Raw genomic sequence first — 23998 nt, 5'->3', positions numbered from 1 at the left:
GATCACAAGAGATTACAAGGGGAGGCTGAACTGAAACTGAATATCACCGGAGGGGCGGCAAATCTGGGAGGCAGAGGGGTGAAAAGGTCACCGGCATCATCACCGGCAGATATCCGTCGATAGGTTAACCGGTTCAGGTGCGTGCTGGTTGAATGAGGTGTGGTCAACTCAGGTCGACCAGTCAGGCTGGCTTGTATCGAGGCAGTTTGTGGCGCTGATCATACAAGAGGAGAGAAAAAACCGCTGCCACGGAGGGCAGCGGAAAGGCGTATAAAACGCCAACAGGCCTCTCTGAACGAGAGGTTGAGGTCTGAACAATACGCTAAACGATGTGCAGTCTGATCGTTGTCGAACAGTACGGGCAGATCTGTCAATCTGCCCGTACTGGTTGCCGGCTGATCGGTTCCGGGCTTAGAAGAAACCCAGTGGATCAGTGCTGTAGCTGACCAGCAGGTTTTTGGTTTGTTGGTAGTGATCCAGCATCATTTTGTGGGTTTCACGGCCAACACCAGATTTTTTGTAACCACCGAAGGCAGCGTGAGCAGGGTAAGCGTGGTAGCAGTTGGTCCAGACCCGACCAGCCTGAATGCCACGACCCATACGGTACGCTACGTTCATGTCGCGGGACCAGACACCGGCACCCAGACCAAACTCGGTATCGTTGGCAATTTCCAGTGCTTCGGCTTCGTCTTTAAAGGTGGTTACTGCAACCACTGGTCCAAAGATTTCTTCCTGGAAAATACGCATCTTGTTGTTGCCTTTCATCAGCGTTGGCTGAATGTAGTAGCCAGTGCCAAGATCGTCAGCCAAGGTTTCTGCAGAACCACCCACCAGTACTTCTGCACCTTCATCACGGCCGATATCCAGGTAGCTCATGATTTTTTCATACTGCTGTTGTGATGCCTGTGCACCAACCATGGTATCGGTATCCAGCGGGTTGCCACGTTTGATCTGGGCAATACGCTCGATGACTTTGCCAATAAATTGTTCGTAAATGCTTTCCTGGATCAGCAGACGGCTTGGGCAAGTACAGATTTCACCCTGGTTGAAGAATGCCAGTACCGCACCTTCAACACATTTGCTGACGAAGCTGTCTTCGTGATCCATCACGTCGGCGAAGTAAACGTTAGGTGATTTACCACCCAGTTCAACCGTTGACGGAATGATGTTTTCAGCCGCACATTTCAGAATGTGGGAACCGACTGGGGTAGAACCGGTGAACGCGATTTTGGCGATACGGGTTGAGGTGGCCAGAGCCTGGCCTGCTTCGGCACCGATACCGTTAACGATGTTCAGGGTACCTGGTGGCAGCAAGTCGCCAATACATTCCATCAGAACCAGGATGGAAGCCGGGGTTTGTTCGGCTGGCTTCAGGACGATACAGTTACCAGCGGCCAATGCGGGAGCCATTTTCCAGGCAGCCATCAGCAGCGGGAAGTTCCATGGGATGATCTGACCAACGACACCCAGTGGCTCGTGGAAATGATAAGCCACGGTGTGTTCGTCGATATCACCGATGGTGCCTTCCTGGGCGCGGAGACAGCCGGCGAAGTAGCGGAAGTGGTCAGCGGCCAATGGCACGTCTGCTGCCAGTGTTTCACGTACTGCCTTACCGTTGTCCCAGGTTTCTGCAACGGCCAGCTTTTCGAGGTTGGCTTCAATGCGATCGGCGATTTTCAACAACACGTTGGAGCGTGCAGTAACGGATGTTTTGCCCCAGGCTTCTTTGGCAGCGTGAGCAGCATCCAGAGCCAGGTTGATATCGTCTTCGTCGGAGCGGGGAACCTGACAGAATACCTGACCGTTGATTGGGCTGATGTTGTCCAGGTAACGGCCGTTAACAGGCTCGACCCATTGGCCGCCGATGAAGTTGCCGTAACGTTCTTTGAAGGTAACTACTGAGCCGTCTTGGCCGGGATTTGCGTAGATCATGTTAGTTCTCCGGGGAATTATTGTTATCGCAAACAGAGTTTATTGTTCAAGGGGCAGTACACGCTGACCTGAATCAATCGGAACGCTGTCAGTTTGCTGGAAGCTCTGGCATGCCGTCATTGACCATCCCTGTTTAAAAAGGCACTACCTTGGTACTAGTTCTCTGGGATGCCATCCTGGCGCATGCAGGCAAGATTCTGAGAGTGGGTGAATAGTGGCGCGACGAGAGGTGGCCTGAGTGGTAAGCCATACTGAATAGAACGGCCTGACATGCGCCTTGGTGGATTTGCTACTGAATGGCAATTACCGGAGAATAGCGCTCCCTGATATTGACTGACTCTGTCGGATTCTATGACTACCCGCATCGCCATTAACGGTTTCGGCCGTATCGGCCGCTCGGTTCTCCGGGCGCTTTATGAAAATCGTTACCACCCCCAACTGCAGATTGTGGCCATTAATGAATTGGCGGATATCGACTCTGTCAGTTATATGCTGCGTTACGACAGCACCCACGGCCGCTTTCCGGGCGAGGTGGTGGTCGAGGCGGATAATTGTCTGCGGATCAATGGCGATCTGGTACATCTGTACCACGAATCCAGTCCATCACGGCTGGACTGGTCCGAGTGCCAGGTGGATATTGTGCTGGAATGCAGTGGCCAGATTCGCACCCGGGCCGACGCCGAAGCGCATCTGCTCAGTGGTGCAGGCAAGGTACTGATTTCCAATCCGGCTGACAGCGCCGTCGACAACACCATTGTGTACGGCATCAACCACACGGATATTCGCCCAGAGCAGCGTATTATTTCCAACAGCTCGTGTTCTACCAACTGTCTGGTGCCGATACTGACCTTGTTGGAAGAAGCCTTCGGCATCGAACGGGGGGTGACGACCACCATCCACTCGGCCATGAACGATCAGCCGGTGATCGATGCTTACTCCTCGGATCTGCGCCGTACCCGGTCTGCGGGACAAAGCATTATTCCGGTTGATACCGGCTTGCCAAGAGGGGTGGCCCGGCTGATGCCAGCGTTGACAGGCAAACTGGAAAGTCTGCATTTGCGCGTCCCAACCATCAATGTGTCCGCTCTGGACGTCAGCTTGCAGCTCAAGTGCGACACCAGCGCACAGGCCGTTAACGAACTGATACAATCCGCTGCCAATGGTGTATTTCGTGGCCTGCTGGGTGTGACGTACGAGCCGCATGCTTCGATTGATTTTAACCATGACCCACGTTCCTGCATTGTTGATGCGACCCAGACTCGGGTCAGCGCCGGTTCAATGCTGAAGTTGCTGCTGTGGTTTGATAATGAATGGGGATTCGCCAACCGCATGCTGGATACGGCGCTGTATATGAAACAGGCGCCAGGCTTGGCAACAATATCCGGAGCAGGTGATACCGTAGCGGGTTCCATGTGAATCCGCGAGGTCACCGCGTTGGGTCAATACACAAGTAATTACTAACAAAAACAGTCAGGGCGCTTGCGACGCCTGCAACACATATGAGGAAAGCCACAATGTCTGTGATCAAAATGACCGATCTGGATTTGAAGGGAAAGCGCGTTCTGATTCGTGAAGATCTGAATGTGCCTGTTAAAGCAGGCAAAGTGACCTCCGATGCGCGTATCCGTGCCTCTTTGCCCACCATTCAGCTTGCCCTGGCCGCTGGTGCTCGCGTCATTGTGATGTCCCACCTGGGTCGCCCGACGGAAGGCGTTTACGAAGAAGAATTTTCCATGCAGCCAGTGGCAGACCACTTGTCGGGTCTGTTGGAACGCGATGTCACGGTGGTGAAGGATTTTGCCAACGGGGTTGATGTTGCGGAAGGTGAGCTGGTGCTGTTGGAAAACGTCCGTTTTAATCCGGGCGAAAAGAAAGATGTCGATACGCTGGCACAAGCCTATGCGGCGTTGTGTGATGTGTTTGTAATGGATGCGTTTGGTACTGCTCACCGTGCCCAGGCCTCGACCCATGGCGTGGCAAAATTTGCTCCGGTTGCTTGCGCAGGGCCATTGCTGGCGGCAGAACTGGATGCACTGGGCAAGGCATTGGCAACACCCGCACGCCCGTTAGTGGCCATTGTCGGTGGCTCCAAGGTGTCAACCAAGCTGCAAGTGCTGGAGAGCCTGTCAGATATTTGCGATCAAATTATTGTGGGTGGTGGCATCGCCAATACCTTCCTCGCCGCTGCTGGTCAGCCGGTGGGTAAATCACTGTGTGAAGACGAACTGATTCCAGCCGCCAAGGCTCTGATGGAAAAAGTTTCCATCCCGGTACCTAGCGACGTGGTATGTGGTAAAGAATTCTCTGAAACCGCCGCTGCTACATTAAAACCGGCGGCGGATGTCACCGAAGACGATATGATTTTTGATATTGGCCCGGATTCTGCCGCCGCTTTGGCCGAACAACTGAAACAGGCCGGTACTATTATCTGGAATGGTCCGGTGGGCGTTTTCGAATTCGACCAGTTTGGTGAAGGTACCAAAGCCCTGTCATTGGCCATTGCAGAATCCGATGCTTTCTCGATTGCCGGTGGTGGCGATACCCTGGCAGCTGTTGATAAATACGGCATTGCCGATAAGGTGTCTTATATCTCCACTGGTGGCGGCGCTTTCCTGGAATTTGTTGAAGGAAAAGTACTGCCTGCGGTTGCGGTACTGGAACAACGCGCCAAATAAGAATCACAACATATAAACGGACTGACCTGATGTGCAGGTCAGTCAGCATAATCAGTTAGAAGGATAGTAATTTATGGCACTTATCAGTATGCGTCAGATGCTGGATCACGCCGCCGAATTCGGCTACGGCGTACCTGCGTTCAACGTCAACAACCTGGAACAAATGCGCGCCATCATGATGGCCGCCGACAAAACCGATTCGCCAGTGATCGTGCAGGCATCGGCCGGTGCACGTAAATACGCAGGTGCTCCTTTCTTGCGCCACCTGATTCTGGCCGCGGTGGAAGAATTTCCACACATTCCGGTGTGTATGCACCAGGATCACGGCACCTCGCCAGACGTATGTCAGCGCTCCATTCAACTGGGCTTCAGCTCCGTGATGATGGACGGCTCGCTGGGTACAGACGGCAAAACCCCCACCAGCTATGAATACAACGTTGACGTTACCCGTCGTACCGTTGAAATGGCGCATGCGTGTGGTGTTTCTGTAGAAGGTGAGCTGGGTTGTCTGGGTTCTCTCGAAACCGGTCAGGCCGGTGAAGAAGACGGTATTGGCGCAGAAGGTATTCTGAGCCACGACCAGATGCTGACCGATCCGGAAGAAGCTGCCGATTTTGTCAAGCAAACTGGCGTGGATGCTCTGGCTATCGCCTGTGGTACTTCACACGGTGCCTACAAATTTACGCGTCCACCAACAGATGACATTCTGGCTATCGACCGCATCAAGGCGATTCACCAGCGTATCCCGGGCACTCACCTGGTGATGCACGGTTCATCGTCTGTGCCGCAAGAATGGCTGGCCATCATCAACGAATTTGGTGGTGATATTCCAGAAACCTACGGTGTGCCGGTTGAGCAAATCGTTGAAGGTATCAAGTATGGCGTGCGCAAGGTGAATATCGATACCGACCTGCGTCTGGCTTCTACGGGTGCGATTCGTCGTTTTATGGCGGCCAACCCGAGTGAGTTTGATCCACGTAAATACCTGAAAGAAACCGTTACTGCGATGTCTGACATTTGTATCGCCCGTTACGAAGCCTTTGGTACCGCGGGTAACGCCAGCAAAATCAAGGTGGATTGCCTTGATGTGATGTATGAGCGTTATTTGACCGGTGAGCTGGATCCAAAGATCGTTTGATCTGAAGCCCAGCCCTGGCTGGGTTTATGATGAGCTGATGGTGGGCCGTATCCTTGCGGCGCGCCAATATCAGCAGCCATGCTGGCAGTCAGGGGGGTGTTTGAGCGCCTTGACTGTCAGCGGCGTTTGCATGATTGTCCTCTGAATATTTATCTTTCCCGCTTTGTATCACTGCCCGTATTGCTCCTGTCGATTACCCCTCACAACTGCCAGTCACAACTCTCGATAGCAACTGCCAATCACGACCGTAGCCAGCTTTCTTCCTGCCGCAATTCGGGGAAGGTGTGATCCTCTACGCATAAAAATGTATTTATTTGGTAATGAATTGTATTGATATGTAATTGCTGGTTATTATTTGGCCACCATAAACATTGGAATATATCCCCATTTACCGGTGCCCAGGCCCAAATAAAGCACCCTGTGATTAGCAAAAAGGAATCAAATCATGAACTGGACACATTCATTGACGAGCTGGATGTCTGTCGCTCTGCTCAGTAGTACGTTGGCCATCACTGGTTGCGGTGGTAGCGATAGTAGTGGCAGCAGCAGTGACGACAACACATCAGATGCAACACTGGAAGGTACGGCGGCCACCGGTGCGGCGATTGACGGTTTTGTATATGTCACCGATGCCAGTGGTACCGAGGTCAATGTCGCGACCGAGGATGATGGCAGCTACACCATTACCGTTACCGGCATGACAGCCCCTTTCTTGCTGCGTGCTATTCCTGATGATGGCTCGGACGTACAGTATTCGTTTGCCGCAAGCGCCAACAGCGTTGCCAACATTACACAGTTGACGACACTGGCGATGTTCCTGGCCAATGGTGAAATCAGCCTGGAAGTGCTGCAGCAACGCTGGTCTGATGCCGCTGCCAGTTTCTCCAGCGATGATCTTGAGGATGCCCAGGCGCAGGTTAATGCCAATTTCAGCGAACAGTTTTCTGACAATGGCCTGAATGCCGACAGCTACGACTTTTTTACTGCGGAGTTCAGCGCCAACGGCAATGGCTTCGATGCAGTACTGGATCTGATCAGTATTGATATCAACTTCAGCACCGGTTCTTTCACCGTGGCGGTGGATGGTGTGGTGTATGACTACGACATGGATATTGATGCAGGTACGGATAACGGCGGCATCGTTATTGGCGGTGATGACAGTGACCTGGATGGCGAGTGGACGCTGACCTTCAGTGGTACATTCAGGTCAGGGGTAACGACGACGGTTATTCCTGAGGTTACTATCGATGGGCTGGAGGCACCGGATTCCCTGTCTGAAATTGAAGATCGGGTCAGTGATAGCTTTGAGACATCTGGTTCTGAAATCAGCAATCTGGAAGTCACCACGCTAACCGATACCGATACACGCAAGACCTTTACGCTGAGCTTTACGCTGACAACAACCGTCGATGTTGGCGGCTCTTCTGTGGATGTTCTCTCCGACTACGATATGACCTACGACTATCAGCTTGACTGATACTCGCAGCAGAGCATGACTATTGGTAAAGGGCGCTTCGGCGCCCTTTTTAATGGCTGGTGGCCAGTCAGTTTTGGTGTTGTTTTGGTGTTGTTTTGGCGTTACTGCGGATAATCAGGCATGCCATACGCCATACCGTCGCAATCACCGCAATCACCGCCGCCAGTGTTGGCATGAAGAAGACAGACACCCCTTGTGGCAAAGGGTGTCTGTCGAGTCGATATGATTTTGTGGATGTGTACTGGCTCAGGCGTCTGCCGCAATCTCTTGAATCCGTTGCACCATGGCGCGGATACCGTTACCTCGGGTGGGGCTCAAGTGTTTGATCAGATCAATGGCGCCAAAGTAGCCGTCGATATCAAAGGCGCTGGCCGCTGCCGGGGTTTTGCCATTGTAGGCACTGAGTACCACGCCAAGCAGGCCTTTGACGATATGGGCGTCGGAGTCAGCTTCCAGTACCAGCTTGCCGTCAATGATATCGGAGTCAATCCAGACCTGGCTCTGGCAGCCACGAATCAGATGCTGTTCGGTTTTCTTGTCATCGGGCATTGGCGGTAATTGTTTGCCAAGCTCGATGATGTATTTGTAGCGCTCTTCCCAATCGTCAAAAAAGCCAAGGGTGTCAAGAATATCGTCGGTAGTAATCTCACTGCCGAAGGGATTCGGGGTCAGGCTCACGGTGCTCTCCTCAGGCTGATTCAGCCAGCTCGGCGTTCAGTGTTTCGATAAAGCTGCGGATACGTTGGGCGGCTTCACGGCATTCTTCGACGCTGGCGACCAGAGCCATACGAACACGACCGGCGCCGGGGTTAATGCCTTCGACGGTGCGGGAAATATAGGAGCCGGGTAATACCGTGATGTGTTGCTCGGCAAACAGGCGCTGGGCGAACAGGTCGTCGGCAATCGGGGTTTTTAACCACAAGTAGAAGCTGGCATCGGTTTGTTGAATATCGATCACCGGCTCGAGAATCTCGATAAAGGTTTTGAATTTCTCGGTGTACTGGCGGCGGTTTTCTTCCACATGAGCTTCGTCTTTCCAGGCGGCAATAGCGGCCATCTGGGTTTGTACGGGTTGCGCGCAACCATGGTAGGTGCGGTACAGCAGAAAGGGCTTCAGCAGTTTGGCATCACCGGCAATAAAACCGGAGCGCAGGCCGGGCAGGTTGGAGCGCTTGGAGAGGGAGTGGAAGACCACACACTTGTCGTAATCGTCGCGGCCCAGTTCCGCGCAGGCTTGCAGCAGCCCGGCGGGAGCTTCTTTGCCATCGACCCAGAGCTCGGAGTAACACTCATCAGAGGCGATAATAAAGTTGTACTGATCGGCCAGGGCAATCAGTTCCTTGTATTGGGCAAGGCTCAGGGTCGAGCCGGTCGGGTTGCCTGGAGAGCAGACAAACAGCAGTTGGCAACGTTGCCAAACGTCAGCCGGAACAGATGCATAATCGGCATTAAATCCCGTGGCTTCGAGACATGGCAGAAAATAAGGCTCGGCACCGGCCAGATACGCTGCCCCTTCGTAAATCTGATAGAAGGGATTTGGGCTCAGGACCAGCGGCTGTGGCTGGCTGCGATCCACAGCGGCCTGGGCGAAGGCAAAAATGGCCTCGCGGGTGCCGTTAACCGGAATAACCTGGGTTACCGGGTCGATGGCGTTCAGCTTGAAACGGCGGCCGAGCCAATCGGCACAAACACTGCTGAGCTCTGGCAGACCCTTGGTGGTGGGGTAGTTTTCCAGTGACCGGATGCTGTCGATCATGGCCTGTTGGACAAAGACGGGCGAAGGGTGTTTGGGTTCGCCGATCGACAGGGATATGTGCTCCAGAGCCATATTGGGGCTGACAGCAGCTTTCAGTTTCGCCAGTTTTTCGAATGGGTAGGGCTGGAGTTTGCTCAGGTCTGGATTCATGTGACACCAACAAAGACAACGACAGGCAGCCACAGCTGCCGTGAAAAAGTGCTGGTGATTATACCTGCTGACATCGGAAAGAGCAGGTCATTATGACAAAAGTATGGCGGTGGCTGCGGTATGGCGATTATTCGCTGGCTTCAATCCCGGTGATCAGCCAGGGGGCATCGTCAATCGACATATCCCGTTCCAGGTGCCAGGTATCGCGAATACGGTCTTCGCTGTGGTCGCCATGATCCCGGCTATGGCCACGAAACAGCAAGCTGATCTTGCGTACGGAACCAACCTGGCGTGCCAGTACTATATCAGCGGCAAGATCGAGGACTTCCGTCTGGGGTGGCGCTGCCGCCATGGTAGCCCGTTGACGGGCCAGCAAGGTGTACAGCTCGGCAACGACGTATTCCCTGAGGGTGCGCATGTCACCATCATTCCAGGCCTGTTGTACCAGTCGATAGTGATCCAGCGCCCGCTGGACAAAGGCTGTGCGGTCAAAGTCCTGAGGCAGGTTGATCGGAGGTTCGTTGTTGATGGTTTGGTTCATTATCACGCTGAGATCCTGGCGCGGGTGATGCTGAGAGCCAATGGTATCGGCGACCGAGGACAGGAAGGTGCCGTGGTGTTGGTCTGCACCAGGAGGGTGTGCAGGTTGTCTGCGAAACAGTTTCAACAAGACCAGTCCGGTTAATACCAGCCACAGGATATCGATCCATTGGATGCCATCAAAAGCGCCGTTGGCAAACAGAAAAGCAAACAGGCTGCCACTGAACAAGCCATTCAACAGGTCTTTTATCAAGCTGCTTGTACTTGTTTGGGTCCACGGTCCTGTAGCGGCATCTGTCTGGCTGGCCAGGAGTGCCGACTTGGCTGGAACCGCGGCTGTGAAGGTGTGATGGGTAAAGCTGTCACTGTCTATTTTGGGGGCTGCCTCGGCGGATTGCATCAGGGCCATTAATAGAAAGGCTGTCGCAAACAGGGACCAGAAGAACTTCATAATAACCTCTGTGAATGTCATCTTTGTCAGAGCGGCCGCCACTGTAACAGAATTGGCCGGCTTCAGAGGTCGGAAATATCAGACAGGCCGGAGCAGCCACGGAGAGGTTGTGCCGGGAGGAAGCACTGGGTGAACGCTAGTGCAGAGAATTGTAAGGTGCTGTCAGTGGGTGTATTTACCAGAAGACAATACAAATGATAGGTAATATCATTTGTGTTTGATAAGGACGTCGACGTCTAACCACCCACTAAGAGTAGAAATATATGCCCAAGTTCCGTTCTCGTTCTGTCTTTTCTCAAGGAGCCCACAGTTGGCTAACGCCTGCTTGTCTGACCCTTGGTTCTTGCTTGTCTGCTACTGCGATGGCTGATGATTCATCGAACATCGAACTCGAGTCCATGGTGGTTACGGCCACGATGAGTGCACGGCCAATCGAAACCGCACCGGCTTTTACAACCGTTTTGAGTGCTGAAGAAATTGAATCGGCTCCGGTTGATAGTTTGGGTGACTTGCTGCGAGCCAATGCAGGGTTGAATAATCTGACGGACAGTAATGGTCGGGATGATATCCAGATCCGTGGTTTGGACAGCGATTACACCATGATCCTGATCAATGGCAAGCGGGTGTCATCCGGCGGTGCATTTGCCAAAGGCAGTGATGTTGATTTCAACTCAATTCCTGTGTCCTCGATTGAACGCATTGAAGTGATCCGTGGGCCGATGGCGGCCTTGTATGGTTCTGATGCCATTGGTGGGGTGATTAATATCATCACCAAAAAGTCCGCTGGCGAGTGGCGCGGCAGTGTCAGTGGTGAATACACCGTGGTCGACTCTGGTGAAGATGGCGGCCGTTACCGTTTGGGCGGGACGGTTATGGGGTCTCTGAATGACAAGGTCAGCCTGTCCGTATCGGCGGACCAGTACAGCCGCGATGCCTGGTACGCCAATGATGCTGATGACGTACCGGAGCAGGAAGAAAAAACGGCCAGCAATCTGACGTCAACGCTGACCGTGGATCTGGATGAACAGCAAAGCATCGATATTGACCTTGGTTATAACCATGATGATCGTCCCTATCAGCTGTACGGCACCAGCTCGTACCGCGATCAGACCATCAATCGTTATGACCTGGCACTGACTCATACGGGTCAATGGAGCAATGCTTCAACCACCGCTTATATCAAATATGAGCACAGCGATGTTGACGACTACAACACCAGTTATGACATTCCCCAGCATCACACCAAGGAAACCAACCTGTACGCCAAGGCCTATGGCCATACCTCTCTGGGAATGAACGACCTGGTAGCCGGGTTCGATTTCCGCCATCAGGAACTGGAAGACCCGGTCAACTATGTGGAAACCGGCAAATACAGCATCGATCAGGCTGGTGTGTTTGTGCAGGATGAACTGGCGCTGACGGATCAGCTGACCCTGACGCTGGGCGGCCGCTGGGATCATCACGAAATCTTTGGTGGTCACTTTTCTCCGAAAAGCTATCTGGTTTACCAACTGAATGATGCCGTGACATTAAAAGGGGGCGTTGGCAAGGCGTTCAAAGCCCCGGATGGCCGTAAGTTAAGCCCGGAATACAACGAAATCAGTTGTGGTGGCAGCTGCTACATTCCCGGCAATCCGGATCTGGAACCAGAGACCAGTATCACCAAAGAGCTGGGGGTGGAAGTACGCCAGCCTTATTGGAGTCTGAGTGCGGATGTGTTTGATACCGAGGTCAAAGACAAGATCGAACGGGAACTGGGCGAAGCCGATGAGGATGGTGTGTACTCCCCGGTCTGGGTCAACCTGAGCAAGGTCACGTCGAAAGGTTATGAAGTAAGCGGTGATCTGGACCTGACCGATAGTTTGGTGGTTACCGGTAATTACACCCGACTGATCGTCAAGGACGAAGACGACGCCGTGATTGAGTATCGTCCTGAGCATCAATCGAATCTCGGTATCAAAATGCAGGCGACGGATGCCCTCAGCGCCAGTCTTAATGTCAATTATGTAGGGGGTATGACCTATTCCTACTGGGCCGACTCCCAGACCAATGTGCGTAAGCTGTCGTATTACCGCACGGATCTGGGTTTCCTGATGGATATGAGTGAAGCGGTACAGCTCAAATTTGGCGTCAACAATATCGGTGATATCAATCTGACGGATATGGATGACAATATTTCCACTGTCGAGCTGGGCCGTAACTATTACTTTGGCGGCACTTACTACTTCTGATGGATGTTCTTATGACCACAATCACCTTGCTTATTGGCCTGACGACGCTGGCGGTGGCTTTGTTGTACCTGAGTTTGCCTAACCAGCGCTGGCTGGCACGGCCGCTACCGGCCAGATATCGGCCGTTGGTGCTGGCAGCACAAGGAGTGCCGTTACTGGGGTGGCTGCTGTCCGTGCCGCCACTGACTGCAGTCCTGGCCTGGCTGGTGGTGGTCATGCTTGCGCTGGGGTTACTCCCGGCGCTGTTTTTACTGTGGTGGAGGGCCGACTGATGGCAGCACGGGATTTTCGTTATGACTGGTGGTCAAAAAGCCTCAGCGGCATCATCGCCGGATTTTTGTTGGCACTGGGCATCAGTGGTCTGTTTGCCTGGTGGGGGCCGGGAGGGATTGATGCCACTAACAAGGTGCAATTCAACATGTGGTTGATCGTGCTGGTCTGGGTACCCTTGCTGGCAACCGTGTATTTGTTTCGTAATGGTGTCCGGGCCTGGCTGGTATTGGGGAGCCTGGCGCTGATCAGTCATACGGCACTGTATTTTGTTCGCACCGGAGGTATGGCATGAAAAACGGATTCAAGGTGCGGGGCGACATTCTGAAAATGTACAAGACCCTGCATACCTGGGTTGGTATCAGCTCTGGCATCTTGCTGTTTATCTGCTTTTTTGCCGGTGCACTTACCATGTTCGAAGAGCCAATCCAGCAGTGGTCGGAGGCGGCCAGTGACAAGCTGCAGCCGACATCACAGCTCTCTCCGGTTGAGCTGGACTCGCTGGTGGATCAGGTGCTGGCGCAGTATCCGGCAGCCCACCGGGGGATGACGCTGCAGCTGGGGGAGCACCCACAAGGCAATGCACCGCTGTTCTGGCAAGGAGGGGGGCGGAGCCGCGATTTGAATCTGTCGGCGGCACGCTGGCAAGCGAGTCTGGATAACGACGGGCAATTGCAGGTCCAGCAGCAGACCCCTGGTCAGCTGGGGGAATTGATTGATCTGTTACATCGTACTGCCGGGATACCGGGACAGTGGGGCCATGGCTGGATTGGCCTGTATCTGATGGGCGTGGCATCGTTGCTGTACTGCCTGGCGCTGGTGTCGGGCATCGTATTGGTATTGCCCACACTGATACGGGATTTTTTGATTGTGCGGCCGGAAAAGAGCCGCAAGCGTTTCTGGCTGGACAGCCATAACCTGATTGGTATTACCAGCCTGCCCTTTCATCTGATGATTGCGGTGACGGTGGTGGTGTTTGCCTTCCATGACGAGCTTTACGATGCCTTGCAAGAGGTAGTGTACGGTGACAAATCCATGTTTGGTGTACGGGTGGAGGCGACGGAGCAGTCGGTCACCGAGCTGCCAGCGATCAGTCAGCTACTGGAGCAAGTGCAGCAGCAAGCTCCGGGGTTTGAAGTCAAGGCAGTCGAGCTGATGAATCTGGATTCGTCGCGAGCGATTGCCCGGGTTGCGGTTACTCATGACAGCTACCTGACCCGTGGCGCACGGGAAGGCTATGTCATTCTTGATCCTTATACCCTGGAGGTGATCAACACCAGTGTTTTGCCTGGGCAACAGGATGACTGGAGTATGCTGGTGAGCAGCTTCTTTGGTATGCATTTTGGCAGCTTTGGAGGCACCGGAGTGAAGTGGCTGTATTTTGCGCTTGGTCTCAGTGGTGCGTTTATTTTCTACAGCGGCAATGTGCTGTGGATTCAGAGTCGGCGCAAAAAATCCGGCAAGGCGGCATTAGCCATGGCAGAGCAGCCACGCTCGGTACGCTGGATGGCCAATGCCACGACCGGCGTTTGTCTTGGCAGTATCGCCGGGGTTGCGGTAGCCATGGCGGTGAGCAAGCTGTCGGAGGGGATGCTGGTTGAAAACAGTGAAGGCAATCCTTCGAATATCCTGCTGTTATGGGGGTATTACCTGACCTGGCTGGTCTGGTTGTTATGGGCCTGTGTACGGGGCAGTGAACGGGCCGGTAGCGAGTTGCTGCAGGCCACGGCGGTGAGTGTTTTGCTGATTCCGGCTTGCAGCATGTTACTGGTGTTGTCGGGGGATCTGGATATTGCGGCAGTGACCGGGGCAAGCCTGGCTGTGGATCTGGTGGCATTGCTGAGTACAGGGTTGATTCTGCTGCTGGACTGGCGATTACGTCGACGGGCTGTGCCGGTCGGCGCGGCGCTGGCTGATGCGGTCACCAGCTGAAGTGAAATGAATCGCCAGTGGGGATGGATAGCCAATGAAGATTGATAGTTGGTGATGGCGATAGTTGGTGATGTGTTAATAGTTGGTGGAAATTGATAGTAATTTATTGATTGTCGAAGGCTATTAAAGCAAGAGATATATGCCATTGTTAGTGATAGAAAATAGCGATTAATCTGACTGTGTTGATAGACAAACAGAGGATTCGTTATGAACAGTATCTTGCGTTATATCTCCGTGGTGGCCCAGCCCGAAGCCAATCTGACAGCTGTAACGGCAACATCGCCAACCACCACTTCCCCTAAGGTTGACCGCCCGTCGCGCCAGGGGTGTAACTACAGTGACAACTATTACGGTGATCAGTGCTGTGGCCCTCATCACCGTTGTTGAATACACCATCAAACCCTTGCCCGCCATGGGCAGGGTCTGGATTTAGATACCCGGCATCGGAATAAATTTGGGCAACGCCTTGATACGGGCCATCCATTGGTTGATGTGCGGGTAGCCCGACAGATCAATGCCGCCTTCCCAGGCAATGGCAACGTATGGGAAAACCGCACATTCAGCAATGGTTGGACGTTGTAATGCCAGCCAGTCATGGGTTGTCAGGTGCTGCTCCAGCAAAGCCAGAATACGGTTGCTGGTGTCCAGAGTCTGTTGCTTGTTCAAAGCATAACCAAACTTGTCGACCAGTCGCGCGGAGTTGGGGCCATGCTGGATTTCGTTGGCTGCCGTAGACAGCCATTGCATTACCTCACCTTGTTGGGCCGCACCGTCTGGCCACCATTGATGACCGCCATATTCCCGGGCCAGGTACACCAGAATGGCCTGGGAATCACGCAGCGTGACATCACCATCGACTAATACCGGCAGTTCTCCCCAAGGGTTCAGATCCGTTACAGGGGCACGCTTGTGGGCTCCATCGAGAAAATCAACGGCGATCAATTCCAGTGGCAGATCGATCAGTGCCGCAAACAGCCGCACCTTGTAGCAGTTACCGGATGGTTCCAGATCATAAAGTTGCATGAGGTATTCCTTATTGTATTTGTTGTTGGGGTCTTGGGGCTGTGATGCCGTTACAGTACGGCATCGGAGTCGCTGTCAGGCACTGCCGGCAGCAATTGGTTAAATTCAAGCACATTGCCATCCGGGTCCCGGATAAACAGCGTAATTCGCCGTGGGCCAATGCGATGGATGCCTTCGGTAATGGCGATGCCTTCCGCCTTGAGCCAGTCTTGCAGGGCATAAATATCTTCGATCACAAACGCTGGGTGGGTGATGCCGGGTAATTTCACCGGTTCATCCAGCAGTGGATTGCGACCATGATGCAGTCGGGTGGCGTTAAAAATCAGGTTGATTCTGACGCCGCTGGGGGACTCCATCTCATTGGCTTCATGGTGGTCGAACAGGGCGGTTTGCCGAAACCCCAGTCGTTCATAAAAATGCACGGAACGCTGCTTGTCACTCACTCGTATGCCGACGTGGTCGTATTGCAGAACGGGTTGCGGGTTGCGGGCATTTATCAAGGTGTCGACCTGTCTTATGACGTGGATGCTGTTCAGTAAACACTCTTCGATAATCGCAATAAATAGGATTATCCTGATAGGTTTATTACGTTTTTTGCACAAGTGGGACAAGCATGGATAAATTCAGAGCGATGGCGACTTTTGTGGCGATTGTGGATAACGGCAGCCTGACCGCCGCTGCCAATACCATGAACCGCTCTCCTGCGGCGATTGTCCGGGCGCTGGCGGAGCTGGAAAAATATCTGGGAGTACGGTTGTTAAATCGCAGCACCCGCCGCATTGCCCTGACCGATGAAGGGCGTGAATATTTGCAATATTGCCGCCGGATTCTGGCAGATGTTGAAGCCGCCGAGTTTCGTTTGGATGTACGTAAAACCACGCTCACCGGCTCAATCCAGATTACGGCTCCGGTGATGTTCGGGCGTTTGCATCTGGCGCCATTGCTGAACCAGTGGCTGGTGGAACATCCGGGTATGGCGGCAGAGCTGGTCCTGCTGGACCGGATGGTGGATGTGATTGAAGAAGGGTTTGATCTGGCCTTGCGCATCGGCCATCTGGCGGACTCCTCGCTGATTGCATTGCCGCTGGGTATTACTCACACACGCATTTGCGCCAGCCCGACATTGATTCAGCGGCTGGGCCAACCACAGCACCCGACTGACCTGGCCAATTGGCCCGGGATTCTGTTTGCGCCGCAGGGCAATCAATGGCGTTTTATTGATCATGAGAAGCTGGTTATCCAGGCTGTTACCCCGGTCCTGACCAGCAATCAGGTGGATGTGGTGCTGGCTGCTGCGGTGGATGGTCTGGGTGTGGCTCGGGTAATGTCGTATCAGGCACAGGGGGCGATCCAGAATGGGCAGCTATTGTCGCTGCTGGAGCCATATGCTCCGGCTCCTTTTCCGGTGCAGTTTGTCTACCCGCACAATCGTCTGGTGTCGCCCCGGGTACGGCAATGTCTTGACTGGATGGTGCCGCGCTTGCGCCAGCGTTTACAGGATCCATCTTGATACATAGCCCCGGTATAACCCCGGTGTCGGGTTTATGACGCCTGCACCGAGGCGTCCTGACTCGTTGTGCTATCAGTCTTTATAACCGGTGGTGGCCGGAGCGTGCCATTCCTGGATCGGCACCGTCGAAATACTGTTTTTGGGTGAGCCATCGACCATTTTGTCGGAGTAGACCAGGTAGATCAGTGTGCTGCGTTTCTGGTCAAAAAACCGTACCACCTGCATGCTCTTGAACAACAGCGAGGTACGCTTGGTGAACACCTTGTCGCCGTCTTCCAGATCATCGAGAAAACGGATTGGACCAATCTGGCGGCAAGCGATAGAGGCGTCGGAGGTATCTTCTGCCAGTCCCAATGTGCCGCTGATGCCACCGGTCTGGGCGCGGCTCAAATGGCAAGTGACGCCGGAGACTTTGGGGTCATCAAAGGCTTCGATCACAATCTTGTGGTTCTTGCCGATCAATTTGAAGACGGTATCAACTTCTCCGACAACTTCGGCCTGGGTCATGGCAGACATCAAGGGAATCAGGCCCAGCAGGGTGGTACGTAGAAACGTGGTCATGGTTGGCACTCCAATACAAAATATAGTGATCCATCGGGTTCAAACACACGCATTTAATAATAATGGTATGTCATTGCTACCCCGATGGCGTCGCGGTTCTGAACTTCCCAGCCGGTTTGAGCCGCGATGGATCGATACGCCAACTCGAACCGTATGGCCCGACTGGCCTTGTATTCAATAAACAGTCGTGGGCTGAGTGTGTTGCTGCGTATCGGGCGGCTATCATCCCTGCTCTGGTGGTGATGGGCAATGTCGAGCTGCAGGCCGACACCGGCTGACCAGTCGGGTAGCTGGTAACTGCTATCAAATTGCATCATCAGCCCCCGATGACGGTTATGACCACTGGCATAACGCATACCAAGCCTGGCTCTGGTTTCAATACGCGGGTTGACAGGCATGGCGTAGCCACCATAGAGCAGCAGGCCGGGGCTGTTGCCCTGGTGGTTTGAATCCATTCCCAGACCGGCTTCCCAGCCGTGATGCAAGTAGTTGGGGGCGGTATCGGTACGGGCTGGAATCGCCAGATCCAACAGTGGACTGTCGGTGGTGAAATAACGATCCCGGTAAAGGTGGTGATATTGTGGCCGGTAGGGCTCACCCACCGCCAGCAGCCGGCTGTCTTCTTGGATCAATAGTAGCCGTCCCAACCAGTCAGCCTCGGTAAATACCACCAGATAACGGTCGCCCGGGGCGATTTCCAAAGGGAGATACACCGCCTCTGTGCGAGTCCGGGTCGGATTGGCCAGCACTGGACTGTTGTAGATACTTACGGCGTTAAACTGCGCATCGAGCACCAGAACAGAGGGATAAAAGACAGTGTATTCGTCGATTAATGAGTGCAGGTCGATACGGATCGGGTGATCGTAGTGTGGCAGCTCCAGCCCGGTGGCGAGTACCTGATGCTGGCCCAACAAGAGTGGCTCGGTGGTCGGAATCAACTCATCCTGAAAGCCATATTCGAGCCGGTGGTAATGCAGTGTCGGCAAGCTGGCCAGCCAGTCCAGAGGAGAGGCCTGCGGCGGTGTGGGTGTCAGGGGAGCGGGAGCCGCCAGTACCGTATGGCTGAACAGCAGGCTCAGTAACAAGGTACAGAAAGAAAACGCATACGTCATTCAGGCTCCTGATCTGCCAATAATCGATAACGCTCGCGACTGTAGCGCAGAGCGTTATCCCGGAGCCAGTGGAATCAACCTGGCTGAGCTGTGGAATATGCCTCAGGTCAGCTGTTGCTGGAATAAATCCAGAGTGCGTTCCCAGGCGAGATCGGCCTGTTGCTGATTAAAACGTGGGGTGGAGTCGTTATGGAAACCATGTCGGGTACCTTGATATTGGTACATGGCAAAGTCTTTGTTATTGGCCGTTAATGCGGCTTTATAGTCCGCGCTCATGGCATTGATACGCGGGTCATCTTCGGCAAAATGAATCACCAGCGGCGCTTGAATGGCCGGGACATCCTGGCTATTGGCCGGGCGGCCGTAAAAAGGCGCGGCTGCGTTCAGGTCACCCCCCATGGTCACCGCCAGCTGATTCACCACGCCGCCGCCATAACAGAAACCGGTGGTTCCCAGCTTGCCAGTGGAGAGAGCGTGACGTTTGACAAAATACGCACTGTTAAGCATATCGGTAAACAGTTTGCCCTGATCCAGGCTGGCTTGTAGCTGCTTGCCGTCGTCATCATTTCCGGGATAACCGCCAACCGGTGATAGACCATCCGGAGCCAGGGCGAGGAAACCGGCTACCGCCAGACGTCGGGCCACGTCTTCGATATAAGGGTTCAGCCCCCGGTTTTCATGAATAACCACTACCGCGGGGAATGGGCCGTCGCCGCTGGGCTGCACCAGATACCCCCGCATTTTGCCCGACGTACCACCAGGGGAATCGTAGTGCACATAGTTGGCCTTGATACGGTCGTCGGTAAAGGAAATGGTTTCGGCTTCGGCGTAGCGGGGGAGCAACGACTGCGCCATTATCAGTCCGGAGCCAGCGGCCAGTGTGAGGGCGGCAGCACGGGAAAGGAAGCTGCGGCGACTCATGTCGGAGTGGCAATACTCATCGTATAAATCGTAAACCTGTGGATCGATTGGATCGTTACTCATTGGAATATCCTGTGCGGGCTGTGGTGGTCGTTACAAGACAAGGGGGGCATCTATTTAATCCTGCACGGCGGCAACATTCGCCCTTCGGGGGCTGCAGGATGATCTCGACTCGGTGTCGCCGACGTTTGACTTGACCCGTCAGGCCTGCAAGTCGGCTTCGTGATTCGCAACCATCCGGTAGCCCAGAGTGAGCACCGGATTAAATAGATGTCCCCAAGGGTTGACCACAAAATACAAGATTTGTGGGTAAAAGCCAGACACGATGACGATGTAATGATCGTTGGTCGATTGTGCGGTATGAGAGGCATAAAACAGAATGACTGCACAATGTTCGGATTGCGCTGGTTAAAACCATTATTTTTGTGTGGATATTGGAGTTGGGCAAAACAGTAATCATTGATGTGCTAGGGTGAGGCACCACAAGCCTGAACTGCCACACTCTGTGCCGGTTTTGATTCGCGTGTGCCATCTGTCTCACCGGATCACTTATGAGTAAACGTAAAACCGCCAGTACCGGGCAGGATAACCAGGCCTGGCTGGCGATGTGGCGTAACGACCAGATCGAGTTTCATCAGAAAATAACCAGCAATTTGTTGGTGCGGCACTTTCCTGAGCAGACAACGGCGGGGAGATGCCGGGTTTTTGTGCCCTTGTGTGGCAAAAGTCTGGATCTGCTCTGGCTGGCACAGCAGGGATATGAGGTGATCGGAGTTGAACTCAGCCAGATTGCTGCCAAGGCTTTTTTTGTCGAGAACCGGATCGATTATCACCGCAGTCGTGAGGGCGATTTTATTGTTTGGCGCAGTGAACATATCACCATACTCAGTGGCGATTTTTTCCAGCTGACCATGGCGCAGTTAGGAGTGATTGATCTGGTGCTTGACCGGGCTTCGCTGACAGCATTAAATCCGGCGATTCGTCCACTTTATGTACAGCACATGCACGACATTCTGCCAGCCGGGCAATGTCCGGTGTATTTACTGACGGTAGAAGACCCGGATGAGCACGAACAGCTGTTTGATATCGACCAGGAATTGCTGGGGTTGTATCAGGCAACCTTCGATATAGAAGTTATCGATGCCGAGCGGTGTCAGGTCGCGGCGTTGGCGGATATTGTAACCACCGATACCAAGCTCTATCGCCTGCTACCGCACCAGCTAACCGCAGACCTTTGTTGATCTGATCGGTTGATTGCGCAGGAACCAGAACAGCTCGAAACAGAAGGTACAGACATCAGGCCTATTCGAACTTGTTGCGTGCCTTGGCCCAAGGATCCGGCTTGCTGTTACTGTCAGAACCACTGGAAGGTTGAGCTGAAGAAGCCGGCGGTTCAGCCGATGTCGACGTGCTGTGTCGATAGCTGCTTGAACGGGCGTGGTTGCTGGTACGTTTGTTGTCCGAACGTGGTTTTTTACCGTGTTCCGCCGCCTGTTTTGCTCGTTTTTCCCGTAACCGTTCCGCATCTTCCAGACTCAGAATCGCCGGTTCACCAGGTTGCTGGTGGGCTGGAATAATCCGGTCTCGGGGGGGCAGGGCAAACTGGGTGGACGACGCTTTGGGCAGATTCTTGAACTGATACAAGTAAAAGACTTCCACCTTCTCACGAGCCCAGGTGGTTTTTTTCAAAAACTTCACACTGGCGTCGATGCTGGGGTTGGTTTTGAAACAGTTGATGTTCAAGTACGCAAACAGAATATCAAAACCATAATGGCCGACCAGCTCAACCAGCATCTGTTTTAATCCCACGCCATGTAATGGGTTGTTCTTGTAATTGATATCGTCGCTCATGAACCATCCGCAAAAAAAGTGAAGGCCGTGATTGTACCTGTTGCTGTCAGGAAAACACACGAATGAAATACTTGAATCAAACGGGACATCCGAGCGGTGCCACGGCTTTTTATTCTGTAAATAAAGGTCAGCGCACACGGGATAGAAGGATCAGCATTGCCCTTGCTGTAGCTCTGCGCGACAATGCGCGCCTTTACACGCCAGAGCAATTGTCAGGAGAGTGATTCCTATCGCCCGACGACCCGTCTGCTATCCTGTGCTGGCTAACCTTGACACAAACCAGGAGTCGTAACATGACCTCTCGTACAGAACTGGCTAACGCCATCCGCGCATTAAGTATGGACGCAGTCCAAAAGGCCAAAAGTGGCCACCCCGGTGCGCCAATGGGCATGGCTGATATCGCTGAGGTGTTATGGAACGACTACCTGAAACATAACCCGGGCAACCCCGAATGGGCTGACCGCGACCGTTTTATCCTTTCCAATGGTCACGGCTCCATGTTGATTTATTCCTTGCTGCATCTGACCGGGTACGACCTGTCGATCGACGACCTGAAAAATTTCCGTCAGCTGCACAGCAAAACACCGGGTCATCCGGAATATGGTTATGCCCCTGGCATTGAAACCACCACCGGACCTTTAGGTCAGGGGATTGCCAACGGTGTCGGTATGGCCGTAGCCGAAAAAGTGCTGGCTGCCCAGTTCAACCGTCCAGGGCATGAGATTGTTGACCATAACACCTATGTCTTTATGGGTGACGGCTGCATGATGGAAGGCATCTCTCACGAAGTGTGTTCACTGGCCGGCACTCTGGGGTTGGGCAAGCTGGTTGCCTTCTACGATGACAACGGCATTTCCATTGATGGGGAAGTCGAAGGCTGGTTTACCGATGATACCGCCGCTCGTTTTGAAGCCTATGGCTGGCAAGTGATACGTCATGTGGATGGTCACGATGCGGAAGAAATTCGTATGGCTATCGAGACAGCTCGTGCCAACACTGAGCAACCGACGCTGATTTGCTGCAAGACCATTATCGGTTTTGGCTCACCCAACAAGGAAGGCAAGGAAGATTGCCACGGCGCTCCATTGGGCGATGACGAAATCGCGTTAACCCGTGCTCGCCTGGGCTGGGAACATGGCCCATTTGATATTCCGGCTCATATCTATACCGGCTGGGATGCCAAAGAAAAAGGTGCCGCGGTCGAACAATCCTGGAAGGAAACATTTGCTGCCTATGCGGCTGCCTATCCGGAATTGGCAGCTGAGTTTGAACGCCGTATGAAAGGCGACTTGCCTGCGGATTTCAGCGAGCAGGCCACAGCCTACATCGCCGAATGTCAGGCCAATGGTGCAACGATCGCATCCCGTAAGGCTTCCCAGAATACGTTGAATACCTTTGGCCCCTTGCTGCCAGAATTCCTGGGTGGTTCGGCGGATCTGGCGGGTTCCAACCTGACCCTGTGGTCGGGCGCCACTGGTATCAGTGCTGAGGATGCCAGCGGTAACTACCTGTTTTACGGTGTCCGTGAATTCGGCATGAGTGCCATGATGAATGGCGTGGCATTACACAAGGGCTTTATCCCTTACGGTGCGACCTTTTTGATGTTTATGGAATACGCCCGTAATGCGGTGCGCATGGCATCACTGATGAAGCAGCGTGCTATTTTTGTGTATACCCATGACTCCATTGGTCTGGGTGAAGATGGCCCGACTCACCAACCGGTCGAGCAGGTTGCCAGCCTGCGTAATACGCCAAACCTGGAAACATGGCGTCCATGCGATACCGTGGAAAGCGCGGTTGCCTGGAAGTCGGCAGTAGAGCGGGTTGACGGCCCATCGGCGCTGATCTTTTCACGTCAGGGGTTGCCTCATCAAGCACGTACTGAAGACCAACTCGCCAATGTGGCACGGGGTGGTTACATTCTGAAAGACTGTGATGGCACTCCGGATGTGATTGTAATTGCCACCGGTTCAGAAGTTGGTTTGGCGATGGCGGCAGCAGAGCAAGTGACCGATAAAGCCGTTCGTGTGGTTTCCATGCCGTGCGCTGAAATATTCTGTAAACAAGAAGCTGGTTATATAGAGTCCGTATTGCCTGCTGCAGTAACAGCACGAGTAGCTGTTGAGGCGTTGCACAAGGATTACTGGTACAAATTTGTTGGGTTGCAGGGTGCTATTGTCGGGATGGATACGTTTGGCGAATCCGCTCCGGCCGCTGATTTGATGGCTCACTTTGGCTTTACCGTAGACAAAGTGGTTAATTCCATCGCGACGGTTGGCTGAAAAACGGCGGGATCTGCGGGATACTTGCAGGAGCAGGTCCCTGACCATCAGGCTTGGCGTTAAATGATGGGTACTTGGCTGCTGATTTGCATCAATGGTGTTATAAGCATCAGACTTTATTCCGAAATTTCTACAATGTAATATGTAATCTGTCAGTAAGTGTTGCCGCGTTTCCCCTCTCAGGAC

Annotated in this window: 23 protein-coding genes; 13 read left to right on the top strand and 10 right to left on the bottom strand. The window is 53.5% G+C overall.

Annotation, left to right across the window (positions count from 1 at the left end; all coding sequences use genetic code 11):
- Nucleotides 1-411: 411 nt before the first annotated feature.
- Nucleotides 412-1932, bottom strand: coding sequence for an aldehyde dehydrogenase family protein (locus tag Q8W32_RS10040; RefSeq protein ID WP_303433105.1), 1521 nt, complete (start codon nt 1930-1932; stop codon nt 412-414).
- 351 nt (nt 1933-2283) lie between these two features.
- On the opposite strand from Q8W32_RS10040, the gene Q8W32_RS10035 reads away from it, so the two are divergent.
- From Q8W32_RS10035 to Q8W32_RS10020, 4 genes are all read left to right on the top strand, one after another.
- Complete coding sequence (locus tag Q8W32_RS10035) at nt 2284-3348, top strand: type I glyceraldehyde-3-phosphate dehydrogenase (RefSeq protein ID WP_303433106.1); 1065 nt, start codon at nt 2284-2286, stop codon at nt 3346-3348.
- Between the two features lie 98 nt (nt 3349-3446).
- A complete protein-coding gene (locus tag Q8W32_RS10030) occupies nt 3447-4607 on the top strand; it encodes a phosphoglycerate kinase (RefSeq protein ID WP_303433107.1) in 1161 nt (386 codons plus the stop codon).
- Between the two features lie 73 nt (nt 4608-4680).
- Nucleotides 4681-5745 (top strand): class II fructose-bisphosphate aldolase, encoded by a 1065-nt coding sequence (gene fba, locus Q8W32_RS10025; protein ID WP_303433108.1) that lies wholly within the window; start codon nt 4681-4683, stop codon nt 5743-5745.
- Nucleotides 5746-6190: 445 nt separating this feature from the next.
- Nucleotides 6191-7222 carry a hypothetical protein gene (locus tag Q8W32_RS10020; RefSeq protein WP_305414775.1) on the top strand — a complete coding sequence of 344 codons (1032 nt, stop codon included), beginning with the start codon at nt 6191-6193 and terminating at the stop codon, nt 7220-7222.
- A gap of 246 nt (nt 7223-7468) precedes the next feature.
- On the opposite strand, the gene Q8W32_RS10015 is transcribed toward Q8W32_RS10020, so the two are convergent.
- From Q8W32_RS10015 to Q8W32_RS10005, 3 genes are all read right to left on the bottom strand, one after another.
- A complete protein-coding gene (locus tag Q8W32_RS10015; RefSeq protein ID WP_305414774.1) occupies nt 7469-7900 on the bottom strand; it encodes a SufE family protein in 432 nt (143 codons plus the stop codon).
- Between the two features lie 10 nt (nt 7901-7910).
- Nucleotides 7911-9128 (bottom strand): succinyldiaminopimelate transaminase, encoded by a 1218-nt coding sequence (dapC, locus tag Q8W32_RS10010; protein ID WP_305414773.1) that lies wholly within the window; start codon nt 9126-9128, stop codon nt 7911-7913.
- 127 nt (nt 9129-9255) lie between these two features.
- Nucleotides 9256-10119: a Tim44 domain-containing protein gene (locus tag Q8W32_RS10005; RefSeq protein ID WP_305414772.1), complete on the bottom strand. Its 864-nt coding sequence runs from the start codon at nt 10117-10119 to the stop codon at nt 9256-9258.
- 347 nt (nt 10120-10466) lie between these two features.
- Here Q8W32_RS10005 and Q8W32_RS10000 point away from each other — a divergent pair, with 347 nt between their 5' ends.
- The 5 genes from Q8W32_RS10000 to Q8W32_RS09980 all read left to right on the top strand — a co-directional run bounded on the left by Q8W32_RS10000 (nt 10467) and on the right by Q8W32_RS09980 (nt 14939).
- Nucleotides 10467-12350 carry a TonB-dependent siderophore receptor gene (locus Q8W32_RS10000; RefSeq protein ID WP_305414771.1) on the top strand — a complete coding sequence of 628 codons (1884 nt, stop codon included), beginning with the start codon at nt 10467-10469 and terminating at the stop codon, nt 12348-12350.
- 11 nt (nt 12351-12361) lie between these two features.
- Nucleotides 12362-12622, top strand: a complete 261-nt coding sequence (locus Q8W32_RS09995; RefSeq protein WP_303433115.1) for a hypothetical protein — start codon at nt 12362-12364, stop codon at nt 12620-12622.
- Nucleotides 12622-12915, top strand: coding sequence for a hypothetical protein (locus Q8W32_RS09990; protein WP_303433116.1), 294 nt, complete (start codon nt 12622-12624; stop codon nt 12913-12915). The genes Q8W32_RS09995 and Q8W32_RS09990 overlap by 1 nt, the downstream gene beginning before the upstream one ends.
- Complete coding sequence (locus Q8W32_RS09985) at nt 12912-14552, top strand: PepSY domain-containing protein (RefSeq protein ID WP_305414769.1); 1641 nt, start codon at nt 12912-12914, stop codon at nt 14550-14552. The genes Q8W32_RS09990 and Q8W32_RS09985 overlap by 4 nt, the downstream gene beginning before the upstream one ends.
- Before the next feature lie 207 nt (nt 14553-14759).
- Nucleotides 14760-14939, top strand: a complete 180-nt coding sequence (locus Q8W32_RS09980; protein ID WP_303433118.1) for a hypothetical protein — start codon at nt 14760-14762, stop codon at nt 14937-14939.
- Nucleotides 14940-14981: 42 nt separating this feature from the next.
- On the opposite strand, the gene Q8W32_RS09975 is transcribed toward Q8W32_RS09980, so the two are convergent.
- Complete coding sequence (locus Q8W32_RS09975) at nt 14982-15575, bottom strand: glutathione S-transferase family protein (RefSeq protein WP_303433119.1); 594 nt, start codon at nt 15573-15575, stop codon at nt 14982-14984.
- A gap of 50 nt (nt 15576-15625) precedes the next feature.
- Complete coding sequence (locus tag Q8W32_RS09970; protein ID WP_303433120.1) at nt 15626-16075, bottom strand: VOC family protein; 450 nt, start codon at nt 16073-16075, stop codon at nt 15626-15628.
- Between the two features lie 113 nt (nt 16076-16188).
- Between Q8W32_RS09970 and Q8W32_RS09965 the strand changes: the two genes are divergently transcribed.
- On the top strand, nt 16189-17085 hold the full coding sequence (locus tag Q8W32_RS09965) for a LysR family transcriptional regulator (protein ID WP_303433121.1): 897 nt from the start codon (nt 16189-16191) through the stop codon (nt 17083-17085).
- A gap of 72 nt (nt 17086-17157) precedes the next feature.
- Here the strand turns inward: Q8W32_RS09965 and Q8W32_RS09960 are convergent, their stop codons facing one another.
- The 3 genes from Q8W32_RS09960 to Q8W32_RS09950 all read right to left on the bottom strand — a co-directional run bounded on the left by Q8W32_RS09960 (nt 17158) and on the right by Q8W32_RS09950 (nt 19742).
- Nucleotides 17158-17601, bottom strand: coding sequence for a CreA family protein (locus tag Q8W32_RS09960; RefSeq protein ID WP_370693313.1), 444 nt, complete (start codon nt 17599-17601; stop codon nt 17158-17160).
- Nucleotides 17602-17699: 98 nt separating this feature from the next.
- Nucleotides 17700-18758, bottom strand: coding sequence for a MalM family protein (locus tag Q8W32_RS09955; RefSeq protein ID WP_305414764.1), 1059 nt, complete (start codon nt 18756-18758; stop codon nt 17700-17702).
- 102 nt (nt 18759-18860) lie between these two features.
- Nucleotides 18861-19742 (bottom strand): dienelactone hydrolase family protein, encoded by an 882-nt coding sequence (locus Q8W32_RS09950; protein ID WP_305414762.1) that lies wholly within the window; start codon nt 19740-19742, stop codon nt 18861-18863.
- Nucleotides 19743-20230: 488 nt separating this feature from the next.
- On the opposite strand from Q8W32_RS09950, the gene Q8W32_RS09945 reads away from it, so the two are divergent.
- A complete protein-coding gene (locus Q8W32_RS09945) occupies nt 20231-20920 on the top strand; it encodes a hypothetical protein (protein ID WP_305414761.1) in 690 nt (229 codons plus the stop codon).
- A 61-nt stretch (nt 20921-20981) separates the two neighbouring features.
- Here the strand turns inward: Q8W32_RS09945 and Q8W32_RS09940 are convergent, their stop codons facing one another.
- Nucleotides 20982-21530 (bottom strand): VF530 family protein, encoded by a 549-nt coding sequence (locus Q8W32_RS09940; RefSeq protein ID WP_303433126.1) that lies wholly within the window; start codon nt 21528-21530, stop codon nt 20982-20984.
- Between the two features lie 62 nt (nt 21531-21592).
- Here Q8W32_RS09940 and Q8W32_RS09935 point away from each other — a divergent pair, with 62 nt between their 5' ends.
- Together Q8W32_RS09935 and tkt are read left to right on the top strand one after the other, a co-directional pair.
- Entirely contained in the window at nt 21593-21754 is a 162-nt protein-coding gene (locus Q8W32_RS09935; protein ID WP_305414760.1) for a hypothetical protein, read from the top strand.
- A 69-nt stretch (nt 21755-21823) separates the two neighbouring features.
- Nucleotides 21824-23812 carry a transketolase gene (gene tkt, locus Q8W32_RS09930; RefSeq protein WP_305414759.1) on the top strand — a complete coding sequence of 663 codons (1989 nt, stop codon included), beginning with the start codon at nt 21824-21826 and terminating at the stop codon, nt 23810-23812.
- Nucleotides 23813-23998: the final 186 nt, after the last annotated feature.

It is taken from the genome of Oceanobacter sp. 3_MG-2023, from assembly GCF_030688925.1.
GTDB lineage: Bacteria > Pseudomonadota > Gammaproteobacteria > Pseudomonadales > Oceanobacteraceae > Oceanobacter.
Note: the sequence above shows the minus strand (reverse complement) of the source record. Positions and strands in the feature narration are given on the sequence as shown.